The following is a 20,720-nucleotide window of genomic DNA, read 5'->3' as shown; positions in this document are numbered from 1 at the left end:
TCTTTATAGTCGAGAGATTATTTTCTCAACACACCACGACCAGCAAAATGCGCCATAGAGCCAAGCTCTTCTTCGATGCGAATAAGCTGATTGTATTTAGCAACCCGGTCAGATCTGGAAAGCGACCCGGTTTTAATCTGACCGCAGTTCATAGCAACAGCCAAATCTGCAATGGTGCTATCTTCGGTTTCGCCAGAACGGTGTGACATTACAGAAGTATAACCCGCTTTGTGTGCCATATCCACGGCTTCCATTGTTTCCGAAAGCGTACCTATCTGATTTACCTTAATCAGGATTGAGTTCGCTGTGCCGGTTTCAATACCGCGAATTAGGCGTTTAGGATTGGTTACGAAGAGATCATCACCAACCAACTGAACTTTATTACCAATGGCCTCGGTCAGAGATTTCCAACCATCCCAGTCATCTTCGTCCATCCCATCTTCAATCGAAAGAATTGGATAACGGTTTGCCAAGTCTTCAAGGTAGCGAACCATTTCGTCCGATCCTAGGGACTTGCCTTCACCAGCCAGTTCGTACTTACCATCCTTGAAATACTCAGACGCAGCACAATCAAGCGCCAACATCACATCATCACCAAGCTGATAACCTGCGTTATCAACCGCCTTGGTAATAAACTGCAGCGCTTCGTCAGTAGAGGCCAGACTTGGTGCAAAACCGCCTTCATCACCAACATTGGTGTTATGACCTGCATCGCTGAGAGACTTTTTCAGCGAATGAAAGATCTCAGCACCCATACGGATCGCATCAGAACCAGAAGCCGCGCCAACAGGCATGACCATAAATTCTTGGATATCGATTGGGTTATCAGCATGTGCCCCGCCATTGATAATATTCATCATTGGTACAGGTAATGTACGTGCAAACGTTCCACCGACATAGCGGTATAACGGCAAGCCAGCATCTTCGGCAGAAGCTTTAGCAACAGCAAGACTTACACCCAAAATCGCATTAGCACCCAAACGAGATTTGTTTTCAGTACCGTCCAGATCGATCATCACCTGATCAATTAGAAGCTGATCTTCACCATCAAGTTCGATCAGAGCTTCATAAAGTTCACCATTTACGGCTTTAACTGCGTTCTGAACACCCTTACCCAAATAGCGGCCGTTATCTCCATCACGTAACTCTACAGCTTCGTAGATACCAGTTGAGGCACCTGAAGGAACTGCAGCGCGTCCGAAAGCACCACTTTCCAAAAGAACGTCAACTTCTACGGTGGGATTTCCACGAGAATCAAGGATCTCACGACCTTTAATGTCGATGATCGCCGTCATTTTATTCTATCTCCGTTAAGAAAGTTGAGGCACAGAGAGGGTGCGGGCCTCGGTAGTAATTATTAAGCAATAGACACCGGATGTGCCTTTGCCAGTTTATCAAACTCAACCAGAACCGAAAGCAGCTCTGGAAGCTCTTGTACCCGGATCATATTTGGCCCATCACAAGGGGCATTATCAGGATCCTGGTGTGTTTCCATAAATAGTCCAGCAACACCAACCGAAACGGCTGCGCGCGCAAGTACAGAAATAAATTCGCGCTGCCCGCCAGAGGTCGCGCCCTGCCCACCGGGTTGCGCCACAGAATGCGTAGCATCAAACACAACGGGACATCCGGTTTGATGCGCCATGATCGGTAGGGAACGCATATCCGATACCAGCGTGTTGTACCCAAAGGACACACCACGTTCACAGACCATCACTTTATCATTGCCTGAATCGATGATTTTTTGTGAAACGTTTGCCATATCCCAAGGTGCTAAAAACTGCCCTTTTTTGACATTAATTGCTCTTCCAGTTTTTGCCGCCGCAATCAATAAATCAGTTTGACGACAAAGGAAGGCAGGAATTTGCAAAACATCAACGACCTGAGAAACAGGTTCACATTGGTGTGCCGCATGAACATCGGTAATTACGGGGCAACCAAATTTTGATTTGATTTCTTCAAAGACAGACAAAGCTTCATCCATCCCAATACCACGTGAAGAATCAAGACTGGTACGGTTCGCTTTATCAAAAGAACTTTTGTAAATCAGGGGAATAGAAAGTCTTTCACAGGCCTTCGTCAAAGTCTCAGCCATTTCCAATGCATGAGAACGGCTTTCCATTTGGCATGGACCTGCAATCAAAACAAACGGCAGATCATTTCCAAAAGTGACATTACCAACATTAACATGACGTGATTGAAGACCTGCATGCACTGTCATAAATTTATCTTTCTATTTACCCTAATATTACACCATTCAACTATACCAAGCCCATTTAAACGAGGCGGGACTGTTCAATTGCAGCTTTCACAAAAGAAGTGAAAAGTGGATGCGGATCAAATGGACGGGACTTCAATTCCGGATGAAATTGAACCCCAATAAACCAAGGATGATCTTCAAGCTCAACAATTTCAGGAAGCCCACCATCAGGTGACAAACCAGAGAACTTCATTCCTGCAGCCTCCAGTTTTTCACGATAATTGATATTTACTTCATAACGGTGACGGTGACGTTCTTCGATCAAATCAGTGCCGTAAGCTTCACGAACACGAGACCCCTCACTCAATGCGCAAGGGTAAGATCCCAAACGCATTGTTCCACCTAAATCACTTCCATCGGAACGCTGTTCAAACTCATTGCCGCGCGCCCATTCGGTCATGATACCTACAAGTGGTTCATCACAAGGTCCGAACTCAGAAGAGCTGGCATCAGGTAACCCGGCAAGGTTTCTTGCTGCGTCCAACACAGCCATCTGCATACCAAAACAAATACCAAAATATGGAATATTTGCTTTACGAGCAAAACCTGCCGCCGCAATTTTACCTTCGGAACCACGTTCACCGAAACCACCAGGGACTAAAATACCATGAACGTTTTCAAGAGCTTCGATAGCTCCTCCGCTCTCAAATATTTCAGAATCCAACCAGTTGATTTTAACTTTTACGTTATTGGCGATGCCACCATGAACCAGCGCCTCAGCCAAAGATTTGTAGGCATCCAGTAAAGAAGTATACTTACCAACAACTCCAATTGTGACTTCACCATCAGGTTCACGAATGGTGTGGGTAACCTTATCCCAATGGTCCAAATCCAGTTTGGTATTCAGGTCCAACCCAAAATGACGACAGACTTCTTCATCCAAACCACGTTCATGATAAGCACGTGGCACAGCATAAATAGTATCAACATCAAGAGCCGGTATGACGGCTTCCGGACGGACATTACAGAACTGTGCAATTTTTTGAAGCGCGCCTTCAGGAATTTCCTGTTCACAACGGCATAAAAGCATATCAGGCTGAATTCCCAAAGACTGTAGCTCTTTAACCGAGTGCTGCGTTGGCTTCGTTTTCAATTCACCAGCAGCGCGTAAGTAAGGAATCAAGGTCAGATGAATGAAAAGACTGCGTTCGCGTCCAAGCTCATTTCCAAGCTGACGAATAGCTTCCAAGAATGGCAGACCTTCGATATCTCCAACCGTTCCTCCGATCTCACAAAGAATAAAATCTTCATCGCCAAGATCGGACATCACAAATTCTTTGATCGCATTCGTAATGTGCGGAATAACCTGAATAGTCGCCCCGAGATAATCGCCACGACGTTCTTTAGCCAGAACTTCAGAATAAATCTTACCCGTTGTGACATTGTCACTTTTACGGGCAGAGACACCTGTATAACGCTCGTAATGACCAAGATCCAAATCGGTTTCAGCACCGTCATCGGTTACGAATACCTCACCATGCTGATAAGGGCTCATCGTACCTGGATCAACATTGAGATAGGGATCAAGTTTGCGAAGGCGGACTTTGTAGCCGCGCGCTTGAAGCAACGCGCCGACAGCCGCAGAGGTTAACCCCTTGCCAAGAGAAGAAGTTACACCACCGGTAATAAATATAAAGCGCGTCATGAAACTCGTTGTCACTTAAATCAGTTTCAACAAAACCGGGACCCTAATGGTCCCGGTCAATGATAGTACGTATCGGATGAAATCCGAAACTTATTCTGAAACCGGTGGAGCAACTGGTTGCTCACTCTCGGTTGGAGCTATTGGTGCAATGATATCATCAGCAATCGAACGCGTATTACCAGTATCGGCAAGTACGGTTAACAGAAGGCTTGAAGCTATAAATGCAGCAGCAAGGATGGCTGTGGTACGCGTTAAAAGGTTCGCAGTTCCTTGGCCGGTAAGAAAACCACCAAAACCACCAGATCCGCCACCGCTGCCACTACCGCCCATACCAAGACCACCACCTTCGCTCTTTTGAACAAGGACGACGCTGATAAGCGATAGCGTAATCAACAAATGAATGACCAATAAAACTTCGTTCATCGTTAGTAGTCTCTCAAAATTTCCGGGATTCTCATCCCAATTTAACGCACAAAAACCGCTTCATATCGTACTCTTGATACAAAGCTCTTCTGTGTCTATGAAGATCTTTACAGGCTATTTAGCCTTTTCCAACCCATATGGCTAGACTCATCTGACACCAATTGCCCAAAAATCTTCAACTTTTAAACTTGCGCCACCGACAAGCGCACCATCAACGTTAGAAACTGCTAGCAATTCTGCGGCATTAGAGGGCTTCACAGATCCGCCATACAGGATGTTAATTTTTTGCGCAGGCTCATCGCCAAAACGTGAAACCAGCAGTCCTCTAATAAAATTATGAACTTCGGCAACATCATCAGGTGTCGCTGTTTTACCGGTACCAATTGCCCATACAGGTTCATAAGCTAAAACAATCTGGTTGGGATCCGCCTCATCAGGAAGAGACTGCACGACCTGCTCTTCAATAACCTTAAGAGTATTACCTGAAACTCGTTCAGATTCTGTTTCACCGATACAAATAATAGGTACAAGTCCTGCATTCAAGGCCGCTTTACTTTTAGCCCTTACGTCTGCATTGCTTTCACCGTGGTCAGTTCTTCTCTCTGAGTGGCCTGTCAGCACATACTGGCAACCAACGTTTTTTAAGAGTTCAGCAGAAGTATCTCCAGTGTGAGCACCCGATACATTTTCGTGACAATCCTGGCCACCTACCGAAAGCTTGGTATTTTTTGTTAAAGCAAGGACGGAACCAAGAAGGGCCGCGGGGGGGCAAACGACAAAATCGGCGGAAACATCTTCTTGCTCAATCCGTGTTAACAACCCACCAACCAGCTCAGAGGCAAAAGAAACAGAACCATTCATTTTCCAATTACCTGCAATGAGTTTACGCACCATAATCGATTCTCCCTAATAAAATATCGGCACCTCTATACATCCTCAATTCCGACAAACCAAGACCGAATAGAAAATTTTCCAGATATTAAAGCCTGATATTCAGGAAGGATTTTGATGTTAAATTTTGACAAAAAGGATCACAACTCCGACACCCAGCGTATAAACTTAAAAAACGCTGTTGCCCCAAGATAGCTCCGTCCTTAATATGCCCGCACGAATTTATATTATTCAATCATTCTGTACAAATTTCACGGGTAAGTTATGGCTCACAAAAAACCAGGCCTTTTCAAGCGTATTGTTGTTATCGCTCTTTTCTCTCTTTTGATATTGAGCTTTGCTGCTTGGGGGATCCAAGACATCTTCTTGAATTTGGGGTCAAATCAGGTCGTAGCCAAAGTTGGAGATATTGAAGTCACCCAGACTGAATTTTCCAACGGTCTCACTCGTGAGACGAACAGCATCGCCCAACAACTCGGCCGTGCTATTGATTTTCAAGAAGCTCAACAGCTCGGACTTACAAATCGAGTAGTCTCTCAACTTGTCAGTCAGGCGTTGTTCACCCTTCAATCAGAAGAAATGGGGCTGACTGTTTCTGAAGCACAGTTAAAGCAAGAAATTTTAAAAATTGATGCCTTCAAAAACGAGTTGGGTGATTTCGATCCTAATCGTTTTCAAAATACGCTTTATCAAGCGGGCATATCTGAAGTTGCTTTCCTTCATGATCTAGCCAAAGACATTGAACGGCAGCAAATTAACAATGCCATCACCAATGCCATTCCTGTACCAACAAAATTAGCTGAACAGCTATACACCTATACGAGTGAAAAACGTTTGGTTGATTATATCGAAATCCCCTACTCCCGGTTCGATAATTTGGCACAACCCACAGATAGTGAAGTTGCCTCCTACTACGAAGCAGAAAAGCAAAATTATCTGGCCCCTGAATTTAAGTCTGTAAGCTACCTCCACCTAGACCCAAAGGAAGTCGCTAAAACGGTTACGCCAACTGAAGAGCAAATCGAAGAAGAGTTCCTTGCCCAAAAAGATAGCCTCTCACTTCCTGATCGTCGTAAACTAGCGCAAATGCTTCTTAGTGATGAAGCACAAGCTAAAGAAGCACATGAGAAACTTCTAGGCGGCGCAGAGTTCAATTTAGTAGCGAAAGAACTCACAGGATCAGATAGCATTGATCTCGGCACCATGGAACAATCAGATCTTCTGCCAGAACTAGGACCAGAGGTGTTTTCTCTCTCGAGCACAGGCGTAACTACTCCAGTTCAATCTCCTCTCGGGTGGCACATCATTTTAGTAGAAGAAATCTCTCCTGCCAGAGAAGCTATTTTTGAAGAAGTCCGTGAGCAAGTCACAAAAGATGCCGCTTTACGTCTAGCAACTGATGAGCTGATCTCTCTTGCAAACCAGTTAGATGATGAAATTGCATCAGGTACAAGCCTGGAAGAAACCTCAAACAAACTTGGCCAAACTTTACTATCTTATACAGAGATCGATGCCGAAGGTCATGATCGCGATGGTCTCCCTCTCATTGGCCTTTCAGAGAACAGTACCTTCCAAGAAGTTCTCAGCCAAACTGGAACTGACGCTGATAGTTTGCTTACTGAACTCGGTGATGGTGGGTATTTTATCCTCAAAGTAAATTCTGTAACGCCGGCTGCACCACGTGAGCTTCAGGAAATCAAATCTGAACTTACTCTGGCGTGGCTTGAAAACCGTAAAAACGAAGAAGTAAAAAAAGTTGCAGAAAAGTTGGCAGACGAAGTACGTAATGGCACAGCTCTTCAAGCTGTTAGCGACGAAGCGGCTGAGCTGATTAAATTCGGCGTTGAGATCAATCGCTTCTCATCAAATGTTGGCGAAGCACTTGCCCCTGCACTTGTCAGAGATATCTATAAAGCTCAAAAAGGTGACGTCCTTAGTGGCCAAAGTGCCGACGGGTATCTCATCGCAACTGTCAGCGGGATTGTACAAGCCGATATAAGTGAGCAAGCAGAAGCTATCGACGATGTGAAAAATTCTGTCGAAGGATCTTATAAAAATGATGTTTATTCACAATATCTTTCTGCTCTACGTCAAGACGTTGGTGTAGAGATTAATCAGTCCTCTATCGAGCAAGTCATCAACCCTTATGGTACGTCTCCATACTAATGACAGACCCTATTTCATACGAAGCCTTTTCGGCAATTTATGACAGCAACAAGCCACAAGTGGTTTGGACGACACTGATTGCTGATTTGGAAACACCGGTATCTGCCTTCCTCAAGCTTGCGGAACAAAGAACGAATAGCTTTCTCTTTGAATCCGTAGAGGGCGGCAATACGATTGGTCGTTACTCCTTTATCGGATTTGATCCAGATTTGGTCTGGCGCTGTAATGGCGCAAAAGCTGAAATCAACAGGCAATACAAATCCAAGCCTAAAGCTTTCGTGCCCGAAAAAGATACCGCACTAGAAAGTTTGCGGAAACTCGTCGCTGAATGCAAATTTGATCTTCCAGAAGACTTTCCTCCTATGGCCGCCGGAATTGTTGGCTATATGGGGTACGAAACAGTCAGACAGATGGAACATCTTCCCACCGATAACCCTGACCTGCTCGGGCTTCCAGAAGGCATGTACCTACGCCCAACGGTAACCGCTATATTTGACCGTGTAGAAGATCAAATTCTGGTTACAACAGCTGTTTGGCCAACTAAAAGTGTAAGTGCACGAGAAGCTTTCGAAGAAGCTCATAATAGACTAGCTGCTGTAACTGCCGATTTCAATGCACCGTTAGAACGCAAACCTGAAGCTTTTGATGGTGACCTTGTGCTGCCTGAAACAGCATCAAACCTTACTCGTGAAGAATTCCACAGTATGATTGAGCGGGCCAAAGAATATATTTTGGCTGGCGATATATTTCAGGTTGTTCTTTCCCAAAGATTTTCTACCCCCTTCACCTTACCCCCTTTTGCACTTTATCGAGCGCTGAGGCGACTTAACCCTTCACCATTTTTATTCTATTTAAACTTTGGTGATTTTTCGGTGGTAGGTTCCAGTCCAGAAATTTTGGTTCGGGTTCGCGATGGTAAAGTTACAATCCGCCCCATTGCCGGAACAAGAAAACGCGGCGTGAATGCAGCTGAAGATAAAGAACTTGCTGCTGACTTGCTGTCTGATCCTAAAGAACTTGCTGAACACCTGATGTTACTGGATTTAGGTAGAAACGATGTTGGCCGTGTCGCTGAAATCGGATCTATTCAAGTAACCGAACACATGATCATCGAATTATACAGCCATGTGATGCACATCGTATCCAACGTCGAAGGTACGCTTGATACCAAACGCGCAGATATGATTGATGCTCTTGCCGCAGGTTTTCCAGCAGGAACTGTTTCTGGCGCACCGAAAGTACGGGCTATGGAAATCATTGACGAACTGGAGCCTGAACGGCGCGGTATCTACGGTGGAGCTGTTGGATACTTTGGTGCCGGTGGCGGCATGGATACATGTATTGCCCTGCGCACTGCCATCGTCAAAGATCAAACCATGTATATTCAAGCAGGTGCTGGTGTTGTCGCAGATTCTGTACCAGAATCTGAATATCAGGAATGCCACAACAAGGCCCGCGCACTCATTAGAGCTGCCGAAGAAGCCGTTCGCTTTGCGGCTCAAAAGAGCAATATATAAAAGAACCAATTCAAATTTAAAAAAGCCGGTTAGAGATTTACTCTACCGGCTTTTTTAGTGTTAAAATTTTTGAGATGGGGACAATATCAAATCCACGGCTTTCTGCTGACTTAACCCATTCATGCAACACTTTAACGGTTGTCCTGTGCGGATGCCCAATGGCAATGGCATGACCGTTTTTGATAGCTATTTTTTCAGTTAATTCTAACTGGGATTCTATTTTATGTGTATTCTGGTAATCGTTATCGATAAAGGTATCCCGCTCAAGAACGGGAACACCAAGTAAAGAAGCTGTCTGCGCCGCGACACTCCGAGGAGAAGTTCGTGAGTCCATAAAGAAATAATCTGTCTTTTCAATCCGCTGCATCACAACCTGCATACCACGTTCCCACCCCGTGAATTTACTACCCATGTGGTTGTTGATACCGATATAACCATCAAACTGCACCATCCCCCATTCCAGACGAGATAAAATTTCTTCATCCGAAAGCTCAGTAAGAAGTGCTTGAGGACCAGGATCAGCACTCCCCAAAGGTTCCATTGGTACATGCAACATAAGCTCATGTCCTTTTTTCTGCGCAGCCTTGGTCATTTTTTGAACATCTGGGGCATAAGTCATAAAGGATAGCGTTATCGCACTCGGTAACTCTATGGCAAGCTCAGCCCCTGTTCTGTTAACCCCAACATCATCAAGTACAATTGCGATCATAGGGCGCTCGGGCCGTCTCCAAACATACTTTTGTTCTCCCGGGTTATCGGGTGGCGGAAGTGAGGCAATCTGCCTCTCTTGTGTACTCGGCTTAGGAACTTCCGTCTGGATATTCTTTGTTGCGGTTTGTTTGCGAGACGGATTTTTTTTGGATGGAGGCTTTGTTACTGTCTTTTGAGGCTCAGAAAGCGTTACATTCGGCGGTAACTTAACAACCTCGGTCTCGGCGCCTTCAACAATGACCGTATCATCAATAGAAATATCACCGAGATTTACTGGGTGCGGTCGATTTGCAGGCGCCGCTTCCAGCGCCTCTGCCCTTGCCTGTTCTTGAGTTTGTTTTGCAGGTGATTTTACTACAGCCAGATCGTTATCACTGCGCTGAAAAACCAGAAGCGAGGCAATTGTTATCGCGAGAAAAAATACAAAACCAGCAACAATAAATAAACTTCCAGTATGAGATCGGCCCTTACTTGGGGAGGATTTTAATTTTCCAGATTTTGATTTACTTTTATTTGACATGAATCCGCTCGTTAATGAGGGTCCATATGTATATCAGCAGTACATAAGTTGATAGAAGAAACTCAACCCCTCCCGGAAATAACAAAAAAATAAGTCATAAGCCAATTTATCACTTATTCTTGCCACTCGTTCGCGCAAAATCATTCAAGATCGGACAATCCGGACGATGGTCACCCTGACACTTGTCTATAAGATCGCTCAAAGTATCTTTCATTGATTGTAACTCGGTAATTTTACGATCAATTTCCGTCACATGACGTCTCGCAAGCTCTTTCACCTGAGCGCTTGCTCTATTGCGATCATTCCAAAGCGTTAACAAAGCAGATACTTCACTAATAGAAAAACCAAGGCTTCTCGATCTTTGGATAAAACGAAGTGTTTGTATGTCTTTTTCCTCATAAGCCCTATAGCCGGAAGATGTTCTTCCGGCTGGGTCGATTAGGCCGATTGATTCGTAATAACGAATTGTCTTCGCAGGCAGGCCTGATTTGCTCGCAACTTGTCCTATTTTCATGATCTTAGTCTATCCGTTTCAAAGAAGAATAGAGAGAGAGTGAACTTGTCATAACAGTAACAGAACTTAGAGCCATTGCGACCCCAGCCAAAACGGGGTTCAGCATTCCTGACGCAGCTAATGGAATACCAATCACATTATACACAAAAGCACCAAGTAGGTTTTGCGCTATCTTTTGACGGATAAGGCGCCCAGTACGGATTGTTTTATACACGAGATAGGGATCACTTACGGTCAAAGAAGCATCGGCAGAGCTAATCGCTACATCTGTACCGTCACCCATGGCTAAGCCGACGTCCGCGCCAGCAAGTGCTGGCGCATCATTGATACCATCACCAACCATGACGACCTTCTCACCCCGAGCATGGAGTTCTTTCAGGTGCGATAACTTATCTGCGGGTAACAGATTTGCCTGCACATGATCAATGCCTAACTCCTTGGCAACCATATCAGCTGCAGACTTCTGATCTCCACTTAACATGATGACTTTTAGTCCATCAGCCTTTAACGCCTTAATAGCTTTATAAGACTGAGGTCTGATTTTGTCTTTTAAGGCAAAAACAGCCCGCACTCTGATTTCATCCCCTGATTTTTCAGCCAGCCAAACGTGGGTTGCTCCTTCTTGTCCTGTTCGTTCTGCAAAATCCTGAAATTCAGTCATTTTTGCGCCTTCATTATCCATTAACTTCGCACTGCCCATAAAGAGTTCACCCTTTTGAGATTCGCCTTTCACACCAAGGCCCGGGATTGCCCGTGAGTTTTCAACTTCAATGGGGTGGACCGTGTTACTTTGTGCAAAGTTGGAAATAGCCTTGGAAAGAGGATGTGAGCTATCTTGCGAAAGTCCAGCTGCCAACGCCAAAGCCTGTGCGCGAGATCCCTCATCTTCGAACAGACTACCAAATACTTCTGGTCGACCGGAAGTTAACGTCCCTGTTTTATCAAATATCACCGTTGTAGCACTCGCCAACCCATCAATAGCATCAGCATTTTTAATCAATATCCCCATTTTCGCAGCCTGGCCGCTCCCAACCATAATCGCTGTCGGAGTAGCTAAACCAAGAGCACAAGGGCAAGCAATCACAAGGACCGTAACCGCATTTATAATGGCCGTTTCAAAGCAAGCCCCCCCGATAAACAACCAGGATAAAAAAGTTGCCAGTGCTATCACCAATACAACAGGTACAAAAATCGCACTCACCCGATCGACGAGTTTTTGTATCCGGGGTTTACTTGTTCTTGCCGATTTAACCTGCTCGATAATCTGAGAAAGTTTAGAATCTTTTCCCAAGGTTGTTGGCTTGACCCGCAACAAGCCCTCACCATTAATAGTACCACCAATCAACAGGTCGCCTACATTTCGGGTGACAGGCATTGATTCACCCGTAACCATTGCTTCATCAATCTGGCTATGGCCCGACATAATAATACCGTCGACTGAAATCAAATCTCCCGGTCGCACGATAACAATATCGCCGTCTTGGACTTTACTCGCGGGGATTTCCTGCTGTTTCCCATCACGCTCAATGATAGCGACGGAAGGCTGTAGCTTCATTAAAGCCAACAGAGCTTCATTCGTTTTTCCCTTCGCGCGCTCTTCAAGAATTTTCCCAAGTAGAACAAGCGTAATAACTGCAGCGGAGGCTTCGAAATAAAGGCTGTGTGCAATATGGGAAGACCAAGAGAGCCATTCAGTTCTATCGCCAAGCATAACCGCCATCGACAGGCCAAAAGCTGCTGTTGTACCGATTGCAACAAGGGTATCCATATTACTTTTCCCATAGCGAAAAGCATGCCAGACTCCCTTGTAAAAACGGGCTCCGGCAACAACTTGAACAGGAAGAGCAAGAAAAAATTGAAACAATGGTGGAATAGTTAAATCTATGCCAAAAGGCATCACGATCATTTGCCCAACCAATGGAATAGTTAACATCATTGAAACAATGAAGATTCTAAAGGATTTAGTCTGTCTCTCTTTCTCGGACAATCCCGAAATTGCCAAAACGTCATTATCCAGAGCAATGGCTTCATAACCAGACTCAGAAATTTTGATAATGAGTTGATGCTCAACTGAATTGAGATCATCGACGTCCTCATTCAGATGAATCCTTGCCGCACCGTTCATCAAATCGACTGAACTGCTAAGCACGCCGGGCACTTGCGCAATCGCTTTTTCAATTGAACTGACACAGCCGGCACAGGTCATGCCTTTGATACTTAAATCAATCAGCTTCTCTCCAGGTGTCAACATTGTTGATACTGAAATCGGGTTAACAACCTTTGCTTTATATCCCTTGGCGGATAATGCTTTCACTAGGTCCGCGCCTTCAACCGTGCCATCGGATGTGACAATTGCCGTATTACTCATAAGGTCCGGCACGGCGTCAAGGACACCTTTAACAGACTTTAACGCCTTACTGACAGATCCTACACATCCAGCACAACTCATACCATCAATGGTTAATTCAATTGCTTCAGACATCTCTTCACTTACTCACCCAATTACCTCGGTTAAGTTTAATATGGAGTTTCCAGTTACTAGAAGGTCAAGCTGTAAAAGCAGAAAAACAGAAAGAGAAATCAGAATCACTCAAAAATCACAGTTTTCTTTATTTCTTCGCCTTCACCTTACTGCTATAACTTTCTAAATTTTTTACATTACTCACTTATGCGAAAGCCCGCGTGCCGATATGTTACTACTCATCGACAACTATGATAGCTTTACCTATAACCTCTACCATTTTCTGGGGGAACTCGGCGCGACCATATCTGTCGAGCGTAACGATCAGATTTCTGTCGATGAGATTCTCGATATGAATCCTGAAAGAATTGTTATCTCTCCGGGTCCTTGCGATCCCTCTTCCGCAGGTATTTGTTTGGAACTCGTTGAACGAGTTGCCGAAAGAATTCCTGTACTCGGCGTTTGCCTCGGCCATCAATCTATTGGTCAAGCATTTGGGGCTAAAGTTGTCAGGGCGCCAACGCCAATGCACGGTAAAACCAGTGCAATACGCCATAACGGCAAAAGTGTTTTCAAAGGATTACCAGATCCTTTAACCGTCACGCGCTATCATTCATTGACCATTGCTCCCGAGAGTATGCCTGATTGTCTTGAAGTGACAGCTTGGACAGATGATGGGGTGATCATGGGGTTACAACACAAGGATCTCGCGGTTCATGGCGTACAATTCCATCCTGAGAGTATCGCTTCTGAAAAAGGGCACGATCTTTTAAAGAACTTTCTCACTATATAATAAATAACCTTTAAAGCTGCGATAAGCTTTAGCAAAACAGGGTTTGTCATAAGGGAGCCGCTCTCCATGTCTAGTTCCAATTCTGCCTCGAGCTCTACATCAAATTCTGCTGTGAGTTCTGCGGCGAGTTCCCATCCTTCGGAATTAAGCGACATTAAATTTTTTATTGCCTACACAGCAGAAGGAAATAGCTTGTCTGCCAAACAAGCAGAACAGGCCTTTGACCTTCTCATGACAGGCGAAGCGACTCCTTCACAGGTGGCAGGCTTGCTTATGTCCTTGCGCGTACGCGGAGAAACCGTCGATGAGATTACAGGTGCGGCACGCGCCATGCGCAGTAAAATGCTGACGGTCAAAGCCCCTAAAGGCGCTATTGATGTTTGCGGCACGGGTGGCGACGCCAAAGGCACGCTCAATGTTTCAACCGCCACAGCATTTGTTGTTGCTGCCACAGGGGTAACCGTTGCCAAACATGGTAATCGTGCTGCTTCGTCAAAAAGCGGTGCATCTGACGTCCTTGGCGCTCTCGGAATTGGCCTGGAAGCAAGCGTCGAAGCGGTTGAGCACGCGCTTGTGTCAAATGGCACCTGCTTCCTCGCAGCTCCGCTTTATCACTCAGCAATGAGACATGTCGGCCCAACCCGCGCAGAGCTCGCTACACGCACCATTTTCAATGTCCTCGGGCCTCTGTCCAATCCATGTAAAGTAACTCGTCAGATTATGGGCGTATACAGTCGTGATCTGGTTGAACCTATAGCAAATGTTCTCAAGGCTCTCGGGCATGAAAAAGCCTGGGTCGTTCATGGCGCAGAAGGTTTGGATGAACTCTCTATTTCGGGATTAAGTTTCATATCTGAGTTAGATCAAGGACGTGTTCACAACTTTGAGATAATTCCAGAGATGGCCGGATTAGAAAGATCCCCGATCGAAGAAATTATTGGCGGAGATGCCGAGTTTAACGCCAAGGCCATGAGATCTATGCTTGGCGGAGAGAAAAATGCCTATCGTAACGCAGTTATTTTAAATTCAGCCGGCGCCTTGATCGTCGCAGGCATTACAGACGACCTTAAAGAGGCAGCCGTAATTGCAGCTAAAGCGATCGACAGCGGTGCTGCCTTGGCAAAACTTGACGGCCTTGTGTCACTTACAAATGAGGGTTCACCATCATGAGCGATGTTCTAAAACGTATCTGTGATGATAAACTAGCTTTCGTAAAAGCACGCAAAGAAACCACCTCTCTGGCTGCCTTGGAAGAACAGACACGCAATCAGAATGCTCCGCGCGGCTTTTATCGCGCCCTTAAAGCAAAATACGATCAAGGTCTCTACGGCTTGATCAGTGAAATCAAAAAAGCCTCTCCAAGCAAAGGTTTGATCCGCGCAGACTTTGATCCTTCCTCCTTGGCCAAAGCATATAAGGCAGGTGGTGCCACCTGTTTGTCAGTCTTAACAGATGAGCCTTATTTTCAGGGTGCAGATCAATACCTGCTGGAAGCAAGATCTGCGGTTGATCTACCCGCTCTTCGCAAAGACTTCATGTTAGAACCATATCAAATCGTGGAATCTCGCGCCCTTGGTGCTGATTGTATATTGCTGATTATGGCTGCCCTTACAAACGAACAAGCCCGCGACCTAGAGGCCCTTGCTTTTGAACACGGCATGGATGTGCTGGTCGAAGTTCACAACGCAGAAGAACTCGAGCGCGCACTTAAACATCTTAAATCCCCTCTTCTCGGGATTAATAACCGGAATTTAAAAACACTGAAAGTCGATATTGCAACAACCGAAGAATTATCCCGGATGGTACCGTCTGATAAGTTACTTATCGCCGAAAGTGGCCTTTATACACCAGATGACCTCAAACGTATGAAAGCAACGGGTGCGACAACGTTCCTCATTGGCGAATCTCTTATGCGTCAGGAAGATGTCGCAGCCGCAACTAAATCACTGTTGGCCCAATAAGCATAAACGAAAGAAATAAGCAGATGTCTGGCAGCACGTTCACACATTTCGACAAAGAAGGTAAAGCTGTCATGGTCGACGTCTCTGATAAAAAAGAGACGACGCGGAGCGCAACCGCGATGGGACGTGTTCTCCTTCAACCCGAAACCATGAAGTTGATCCAAGAAGGTGGTTTTAAAAAAGGAGATGTTCTCTCCGTCGCGCGTCTGGCTGGTATTATGGGAGCAAAAAAAACACCCGAACTCATCCCGCTCTGCCACCCCTTAATGCTGACATCCGTCAAAGTCGATTTCGAACTGCACCCGGATGAAAATGCCATTGATGTAATTGGTACCTGCAAGCTAACCGGACAAACCGGGGTCGAGATGGAAGCGCTCACAGCCGTCTCTGTTGCCGCTTTGACTATTTACGATATGTGTAAAGCCGTTGATAAAGGCATTCAAATTACAGACGTCCGCCTGGTAAAGAAAACTGGTGGTAAATCTGGCACTTACGAGGCAAAATGATGTTATCGGTTGAAGAAGCTTTAGAGAGAATTCTTGCTGGGTTTACCCAATTATCTCCTGAAACCGTTTCTCTGCACGACGCCTTAGGGCGCGTCCTCGCTAAAGACATCAAGGCCCGTCTGACCCAACCACCAACAGATGTATCCGCCATGGATGGCTACGCTGTCAGGTCCGCAGATATTGCAACCATACCCGCTCAGTTAACCGTGCTCGGTGAATCCCCTGCCGGGGGAAGTTATGATCAGTGTCTAAAAGTTGGTGAAGCCGTTAGAATATTCACTGGTGGCCCGGTGCCACAGGGGGCCGATTGCATCGTAATACAAGAAAACACCCAACAACAAGGTGATCAGGTTACTGTAAACCAGAGCGAAAGTGCCGGACGCTATATCCGTCCGGCGGGCCTTGATTTCAAAGAAGGCCAGGTTGGCCTTGAAAAAGGAACAATCTTAACGGCCAGAGATCTTGCCTTGGCTGCAGCCATGAACCACCCTTGGTTGGAAGTATATCGTAAACCCCGCGTAGCGATCCTGGCCACAGGAAATGAAATTGTTCTCCCCGGAGAAACACCAGGCCCGAACCAAATCATCAGCTCCAACACGACGGCACTCATGTCTTTTGTACGTGAATGTGGAGGAGAACCTATTTCCTTGGGCATTGCTCCTGACGATGGCGAAGCTCTCTCAACCATGGCCAGAGGCGCAGAAGGCGCTGACCTGCTTCTTACTACGGGCGGGGCGTCCGTTGGTGATCACGACCTTGTTCGTTCCGTGCTCGGCAAACAAGGATTGGAAATCGATTTTTGGCGTATTGCCATGCGCCCGGGTAAGCCTCTTATTTTTGGGAAACTGGGCAACACCCCCATGATTGGCCTTCCCGGAAATCCGGTCTCAACCTTGGTCTGTGCCTATATTTTTGCACGCCCTGCTCTTTGGAAAATGACCGGACAAGACCCATACTCTCAAAGAAGAGAACGAGCGATACTGGCAAATGATCTTGGCGAAAACGATAAACGTCAGGACTATTTACGCGCACAACTTACGACAAATGATAAAGGGCAATTACTTGCAACACCCTTTAGTCGCCAAGACAGTGCAATGCTTAATTTATTACGCAAAGCAGATTGCCTTCTCATTCGCGCCCCTTTTGCACCAGCAATTAAAAAAGATTGTGAAGTTGAAATTATCCGGCTTTAAGCTCTTTTCAATCACATTTTGGCCTTGACCCCTTAAGAGAACCAAAGTAGAACAAAAGATATGTTTTTGTTTTGTTCTACTGACAAAACGCGATATTATTCGGGGGATTTTCGATGCTGACCAAGAAACAACGTGAGCTTCTATTGTATATTCGGGATCATCTGTCCCGCACAGGAGTTTCTCCGTCTTTTGACGAAATGAAAGACGCGTTGAGTCTAAAGTCAAAATCCGGCATCCATCGGCTGGTGACAGCTCTGGAAGAGCGTGGCTTTATCCGCCGCCTGGCCCACCGTGCCCGTGCCGTTGAAATCCTTCGCCTACCAGAAGATCTTGGACCCGTTCCCCAAATAAGAAATTCAGATCAAACATCAAGCAATAATCCTCTGCTATCCTCAGGCATCCAAGCAGCCAATCAATCTCTATCAGAAAATGAAAGCGTACACCTTCCTCTTTACGGCAAAATTGCTGCTGGTACGCCTATAGAAGCCTTAAACGATCCATCTTCGTATGTTGATGTACCCATGGGCCTCATTGGCAAAGGGGATCATTACGCCCTCATTGTTGAAGGAGATTCAATGATAGAAGCTGGCATTTTGGATGGTGATACTGTTCTGATTCAACGCTGTGATGTTATCGAGAATGGTCAGATCGGCGTCGCCTTTGTCGACAATACGGAAGCAACTCTTAAACATGTCAGACGCCAAAGCGGCAAGATTGAACTAGAACCCGCAAACCCATCTTATGAAACCAAAGTTTATGATGCTGATCGCGTTCAGGTTCAAGGGAAACTTGTTGGACTACTTAGAAACTATCATTAACAAATAATATCAATATATTGAACTACATTTTTAATAAATTAGTTTACTAAGTAAAATACCAAATTATCGCACCCAGGGTCTTGTCCCTTCGTTCTTATACACATTCACGACTTTGAACTTAACACGGGTTTCTGAATGCGAAGTCGTCGGCTGCACGGAAGACGCACCTAAAGGCAAGAGCGTAATACTGTGAACACCTTTTTTTCTTAAGTCCCAATAATCAATAACGAGATGCTCTTTTCCCTGACACCACCCAGGGGCTTTTAAGGCCGTAATAATATAATCTGCTTTAGTACAATCTTCGGCAAAGGCGTTTCCTCTTTTAATAAAAGATATCGTTTTCCCTCCTGCCCTATATAGACAAGCATTCTCGTCACAACGAAAAATACTTTCAGGCAGCTCGCGCCAGTTTCTGGTATGATCTATCGCTAAATTTTGTTGCCAGACTTTTGATATGAAACGCGCCTTTCTGGTGTGATTTGTAAAGAGTTCATTATCAATACGAATAGCAATCAATCCAGTTTTACCATCAATCAAAATATCCTGACGCCGTTCGGTAAAAGTAACAACGAGCACAAAGACTAAAATTGGTAAGCTCCCCAAGAAGCGCATCTTATTTTTTATCAGGCACATCCACAATCCCCCTGTAGACACCAGAGCAAGATAGCCAACAGGAAAGTTTGGTGCCTTTACCTCCCCATTTGGAATTGCGGAAACCCAATCTGCAAGCAATAGTAAAAACTCGAATGCCCACCCCAAAGGGGTCAGTGATAAACCTTCTAAACCAAAGGGTATCAAGACATAACTGAGCAGTACCAAAGGCATAAGAACAAGTGCAGTAAAAGGAACAGCTACTAAATTGGCTAAAATTCCATAAAGAGGTAAACTGTGAAAATGATATAAAACAAATGGTGCTGTCGCCAAAGAAGCAATCAGAGAGCAAAGAACCGTAACCTTCAGCCCACTTATAACTCTTTCGAGAAACGATCTTCCTCTTTCCAGCTTGTTATAATATTCAAAAACGGCGACCAAAGCGATAACTGCAGCAAACGACAGATGAAAGCTCGCTGATATTAAAACTTCTGGTGTTAAAATAAGTAGAACCAATGCCGCAACAGACACCGTCCTCATAGAAATCGCCTGCCTATCGAGGATAATCGCGAAAAGAGATACCCCCGCCATCATAAAAGCACGCTGTGCCGATAGCGGCATACCAATCAGCGCCAAATATCCAAAACAAATAATGAACGTCACAAAGGCTGAGATTTTCTTTATCGGATAGTTCAAAGCCAGAACTGGCACACATGCCATGAAAAAACGAAGCGTAAAGAATATTATTCCCGCAACTAATCCCATATGTAACCCGGAGATTGCGAGAAGATGCGCCAATCCCGACTGACGTATATCATTTCTCGCCTTATTGGAAATTCCTCCCTTTTGCCCCGTTAAGAATGTAATGGCTAAATCGCGTGCATCTCCATGTAAATGGGTTTCAATCCTTTGAACCAAATCGTTTCTCAGGCCATTCCAAAAAAGATCAATGTTCGATAAATCCTTGGTGTTGCTTCTAATGCTTTCGACCCTCCCCCAAATATAACCAACTCCACCAATTTGTTTATAATAAGCATAACGTGCAAAGTTAAATCCAGAAGGATAGACTGGTTGAGATGGTGGCTTTACGATGACCCGCGCCCGTATACGGTCTCCTACCTCGATTTCATTTTGTCGGATGTTCGATCTTAATCGAATGTATTTGGGGACTGTTTGATTTTTAAAACCTTTACGATCCAAGTTACCTAAAACATAGCGCTGCCCGGGAGATGAAGGTTCAATGGAAAGAATAGAGCCCTCAATCATCCGGGGGCCAATTTCATAACTCAACACAGGTGCTTGAACTGTATCCGAACGATATGTAGCAAGACTGACCTCTGATAAAACTAAACTAACAATAAGTAGAGGCAGCCAAGCATTTTCCCCCAAGATCTTACTATACCGGCCAATGATCGTACAAAGCCAAAGGGTTAAACTCAGGGTCGAGACAAGATAAATATTTGGTTCGAATGGTAATGAAAAGTATAGAGCAATTCCTAGCCCAAAAAAGACAGGGATCCAGTTGAGCAGCCGCGATCTTTCGTCCTCAATCATTGACTTCATATACAAATTGAAATGTACCCAACTTATCAGTCCATTCCTTCCACTATCAGATTTACTACAAAAATACATTGAATATAATTGAGATATAAATAACAACTAAAACTAGTATTTAGCACTCATATCCCAATTATATTCACTCTTTGTATGACCATTTGTATGACCATCGAAATTATTTGTAGAAATTCAC

At 45.1% G+C, this 20,720-nt stretch carries 17 protein-coding genes; 8 read left to right on the top strand and 9 right to left on the bottom strand.

Going from position 1 to position 20,720, the window contains the following annotated elements:
- Positions 1-17: 17 nt before the first annotated feature.
- The 5 genes from eno to tpiA all read right to left on the bottom strand — a co-directional run bounded on the left by eno (position 18) and on the right by tpiA (position 5,222).
- Positions 18-1,295, bottom strand: a complete 1,278-nt coding sequence (gene eno, locus ACFSKO_RS17070) for a phosphopyruvate hydratase (RefSeq protein WP_380253857.1) — start codon at positions 1,293-1,295, stop codon at positions 18-20.
- 62 nt (positions 1,296-1,357) lie between these two features.
- Complete coding sequence (kdsA, locus tag ACFSKO_RS17065) at positions 1,358-2,221, bottom strand: 3-deoxy-8-phosphooctulonate synthase (RefSeq protein WP_380253855.1); 864 nt, start codon at positions 2,219-2,221, stop codon at positions 1,358-1,360.
- Between the two features lie 55 nt (positions 2,222-2,276).
- The gene (locus ACFSKO_RS17060) at positions 2,277-3,905 is read right to left on the bottom strand and encodes a CTP synthase (RefSeq protein ID WP_380253853.1); all 1,629 of its coding nucleotides are present in this window, start codon (positions 3,903-3,905) and stop codon (positions 2,277-2,279) included.
- 90 nt (positions 3,906-3,995) lie between these two features.
- On the bottom strand, positions 3,996-4,328 hold the full coding sequence (gene secG, locus ACFSKO_RS17055; RefSeq protein WP_380253851.1) for a preprotein translocase subunit SecG: 333 nt from the start codon (positions 4,326-4,328) through the stop codon (positions 3,996-3,998).
- 147 nt (positions 4,329-4,475) lie between these two features.
- Complete coding sequence (tpiA, locus tag ACFSKO_RS17050; protein ID WP_380253849.1) at positions 4,476-5,222, bottom strand: triose-phosphate isomerase; 747 nt, start codon at positions 5,220-5,222, stop codon at positions 4,476-4,478.
- A gap of 261 nt (positions 5,223-5,483) precedes the next feature.
- On the opposite strand from tpiA, the gene ACFSKO_RS17045 reads away from it, so the two are divergent.
- Both ACFSKO_RS17045 and trpE read left to right on the top strand, forming a co-directional pair.
- The gene (locus tag ACFSKO_RS17045; protein WP_380253847.1) at positions 5,484-7,385 is read left to right on the top strand and encodes a SurA N-terminal domain-containing protein; all 1,902 of its coding nucleotides are present in this window, start codon (positions 5,484-5,486) and stop codon (positions 7,383-7,385) included.
- Entirely contained in the window at positions 7,385-8,902 is a 1,518-nt protein-coding gene (trpE, locus tag ACFSKO_RS17040) for an anthranilate synthase component I (RefSeq protein WP_380253845.1), read from the top strand. The genes ACFSKO_RS17045 and trpE overlap by 1 nt, the downstream gene beginning before the upstream one ends.
- A gap of 37 nt (positions 8,903-8,939) precedes the next feature.
- Here trpE and ACFSKO_RS17035 read toward each other — a convergent pair whose 3' ends face one another.
- The 3 genes from ACFSKO_RS17035 to ACFSKO_RS17025 all read right to left on the bottom strand — a co-directional run bounded on the left by ACFSKO_RS17035 (position 8,940) and on the right by ACFSKO_RS17025 (position 13,129).
- Positions 8,940-10,133, bottom strand: a complete 1,194-nt coding sequence (locus tag ACFSKO_RS17035; protein ID WP_380253843.1) for a divergent polysaccharide deacetylase family protein — start codon at positions 10,131-10,133, stop codon at positions 8,940-8,942.
- A gap of 109 nt (positions 10,134-10,242) precedes the next feature.
- Positions 10,243-10,647 carry a Cu(I)-responsive transcriptional regulator gene (gene cueR, locus ACFSKO_RS17030; protein WP_380253842.1) on the bottom strand — a complete coding sequence of 135 codons (405 nt, stop codon included), beginning with the start codon at positions 10,645-10,647 and terminating at the stop codon, positions 10,243-10,245.
- Positions 10,648-10,651: 4 nt separating this feature from the next.
- Positions 10,652-13,129, bottom strand: a complete 2,478-nt coding sequence (locus ACFSKO_RS17025; protein ID WP_380253840.1) for a heavy metal translocating P-type ATPase — start codon at positions 13,127-13,129, stop codon at positions 10,652-10,654.
- A 208-nt stretch (positions 13,130-13,337) separates the two neighbouring features.
- On the opposite strand from ACFSKO_RS17025, the gene ACFSKO_RS17020 reads away from it, so the two are divergent.
- The 6 genes from ACFSKO_RS17020 to lexA all read left to right on the top strand — a co-directional run bounded on the left by ACFSKO_RS17020 (position 13,338) and on the right by lexA (position 18,379).
- Positions 13,338-13,901, top strand: coding sequence for an anthranilate synthase component II (locus ACFSKO_RS17020; protein WP_380253838.1), 564 nt, complete (start codon positions 13,338-13,340; stop codon positions 13,899-13,901).
- 66 nt (positions 13,902-13,967) lie between these two features.
- Complete coding sequence (gene trpD, locus ACFSKO_RS17015; protein ID WP_380253836.1) at positions 13,968-15,071, top strand: anthranilate phosphoribosyltransferase; 1,104 nt, start codon at positions 13,968-13,970, stop codon at positions 15,069-15,071.
- Positions 15,068-15,862 carry an indole-3-glycerol phosphate synthase TrpC gene (trpC, locus tag ACFSKO_RS17010; protein ID WP_380253834.1) on the top strand — a complete coding sequence of 265 codons (795 nt, stop codon included), beginning with the start codon at positions 15,068-15,070 and terminating at the stop codon, positions 15,860-15,862. The genes trpD and trpC overlap by 4 nt, the downstream gene beginning before the upstream one ends.
- Before the next feature lie 23 nt (positions 15,863-15,885).
- Positions 15,886-16,368: a cyclic pyranopterin monophosphate synthase MoaC gene (moaC, locus tag ACFSKO_RS17005; RefSeq protein WP_380253832.1), complete on the top strand. Its 483-nt coding sequence runs from the start codon at positions 15,886-15,888 to the stop codon at positions 16,366-16,368.
- Positions 16,365-17,561 carry a molybdopterin molybdotransferase MoeA gene (locus ACFSKO_RS17000; RefSeq protein ID WP_417458033.1) on the top strand — a complete coding sequence of 399 codons (1,197 nt, stop codon included), beginning with the start codon at positions 16,365-16,367 and terminating at the stop codon, positions 17,559-17,561. Before moaC ends, ACFSKO_RS17000 begins: the two co-directional genes overlap by 4 nt.
- A 113-nt stretch (positions 17,562-17,674) precedes the next feature.
- A complete protein-coding gene (lexA, locus tag ACFSKO_RS16995; protein WP_380253830.1) occupies positions 17,675-18,379 on the top strand; it encodes a transcriptional repressor LexA in 705 nt (234 codons plus the stop codon).
- Between the two features lie 63 nt (positions 18,380-18,442).
- On the opposite strand, the gene ACFSKO_RS16990 is transcribed toward lexA, so the two are convergent.
- Entirely contained in the window at positions 18,443-20,524 is a 2,082-nt protein-coding gene (locus ACFSKO_RS16990; RefSeq protein WP_380253828.1) for a ComEC/Rec2 family competence protein, read from the bottom strand.
- Between the last annotated feature and the right edge of the window lie 196 nt (positions 20,525-20,720).

This window comes from Kiloniella antarctica (genome assembly GCF_042682825.1).
GTDB classification, from domain to species: domain Bacteria; phylum Pseudomonadota; class Alphaproteobacteria; order Kiloniellales; family Kiloniellaceae; genus Kiloniella; species Kiloniella antarctica.
Note: the sequence above shows the minus strand (reverse complement) of the source record. Positions and strands in the feature narration are given on the sequence as shown.

Bases quoted from the DNA above. Each gene is read 5' to 3' on its own strand.
- eno (WP_380253857.1), bottom strand. From the start codon at position 1,295: ATGACGGCGATCATCGACATTAAAGGTCGTGAGATCCTTGATTCTCGT.
- kdsA (WP_380253855.1), bottom strand. From the start codon at position 2,221: ATGACAGTGCATGCAGGTCTTCAATCACGTCATGTTAATGTTGGTAAT.
- ACFSKO_RS17060 (WP_380253853.1), bottom strand. From the start codon at position 3,905: ATGACGCGCTTTATATTTATTACCGGTGGTGTAACTTCTTCTCTTGGC.
- secG (WP_380253851.1), bottom strand. From the start codon at position 4,328: ATGAACGAAGTTTTATTGGTCATTCATTTGTTGATTACGCTATCGCTT.
- tpiA (WP_380253849.1), bottom strand. From the start codon at position 5,222: ATGGTGCGTAAACTCATTGCAGGTAATTGGAAAATGAATGGTTCTGTT.
- ACFSKO_RS17045 (WP_380253847.1), top strand. From the start codon at position 5,484: ATGGCTCACAAAAAACCAGGCCTTTTCAAGCGTATTGTTGTTATCGCT.
- trpE (WP_380253845.1), top strand. From the start codon at position 7,385: ATGACAGACCCTATTTCATACGAAGCCTTTTCGGCAATTTATGACAGC.
- ACFSKO_RS17035 (WP_380253843.1), bottom strand. From the start codon at position 10,133: ATGTCAAATAAAAGTAAATCAAAATCTGGAAAATTAAAATCCTCCCCA.
- cueR (WP_380253842.1), bottom strand. From the start codon at position 10,647: ATGAAAATAGGACAAGTTGCGAGCAAATCAGGCCTGCCTGCGAAGACA.
- ACFSKO_RS17025 (WP_380253840.1), bottom strand. From the start codon at position 13,129: ATGTCTGAAGCAATTGAATTAACCATTGATGGTATGAGTTGTGCTGGA.
- ACFSKO_RS17020 (WP_380253838.1), top strand. From the start codon at position 13,338: ATGTTACTACTCATCGACAACTATGATAGCTTTACCTATAACCTCTAC.
- trpD (WP_380253836.1), top strand. From the start codon at position 13,968: ATGTCTAGTTCCAATTCTGCCTCGAGCTCTACATCAAATTCTGCTGTG.
- trpC (WP_380253834.1), top strand. From the start codon at position 15,068: ATGAGCGATGTTCTAAAACGTATCTGTGATGATAAACTAGCTTTCGTA.
- moaC (WP_380253832.1), top strand. From the start codon at position 15,886: ATGTCTGGCAGCACGTTCACACATTTCGACAAAGAAGGTAAAGCTGTC.
- ACFSKO_RS17000 (WP_417458033.1), top strand. From the start codon at position 16,365: ATGATGTTATCGGTTGAAGAAGCTTTAGAGAGAATTCTTGCTGGGTTT.
- lexA (WP_380253830.1), top strand. From the start codon at position 17,675: ATGCTGACCAAGAAACAACGTGAGCTTCTATTGTATATTCGGGATCAT.
- ACFSKO_RS16990 (WP_380253828.1), bottom strand. From the start codon at position 20,524: ATGATTGAGGACGAAAGATCGCGGCTGCTCAACTGGATCCCTGTCTTT.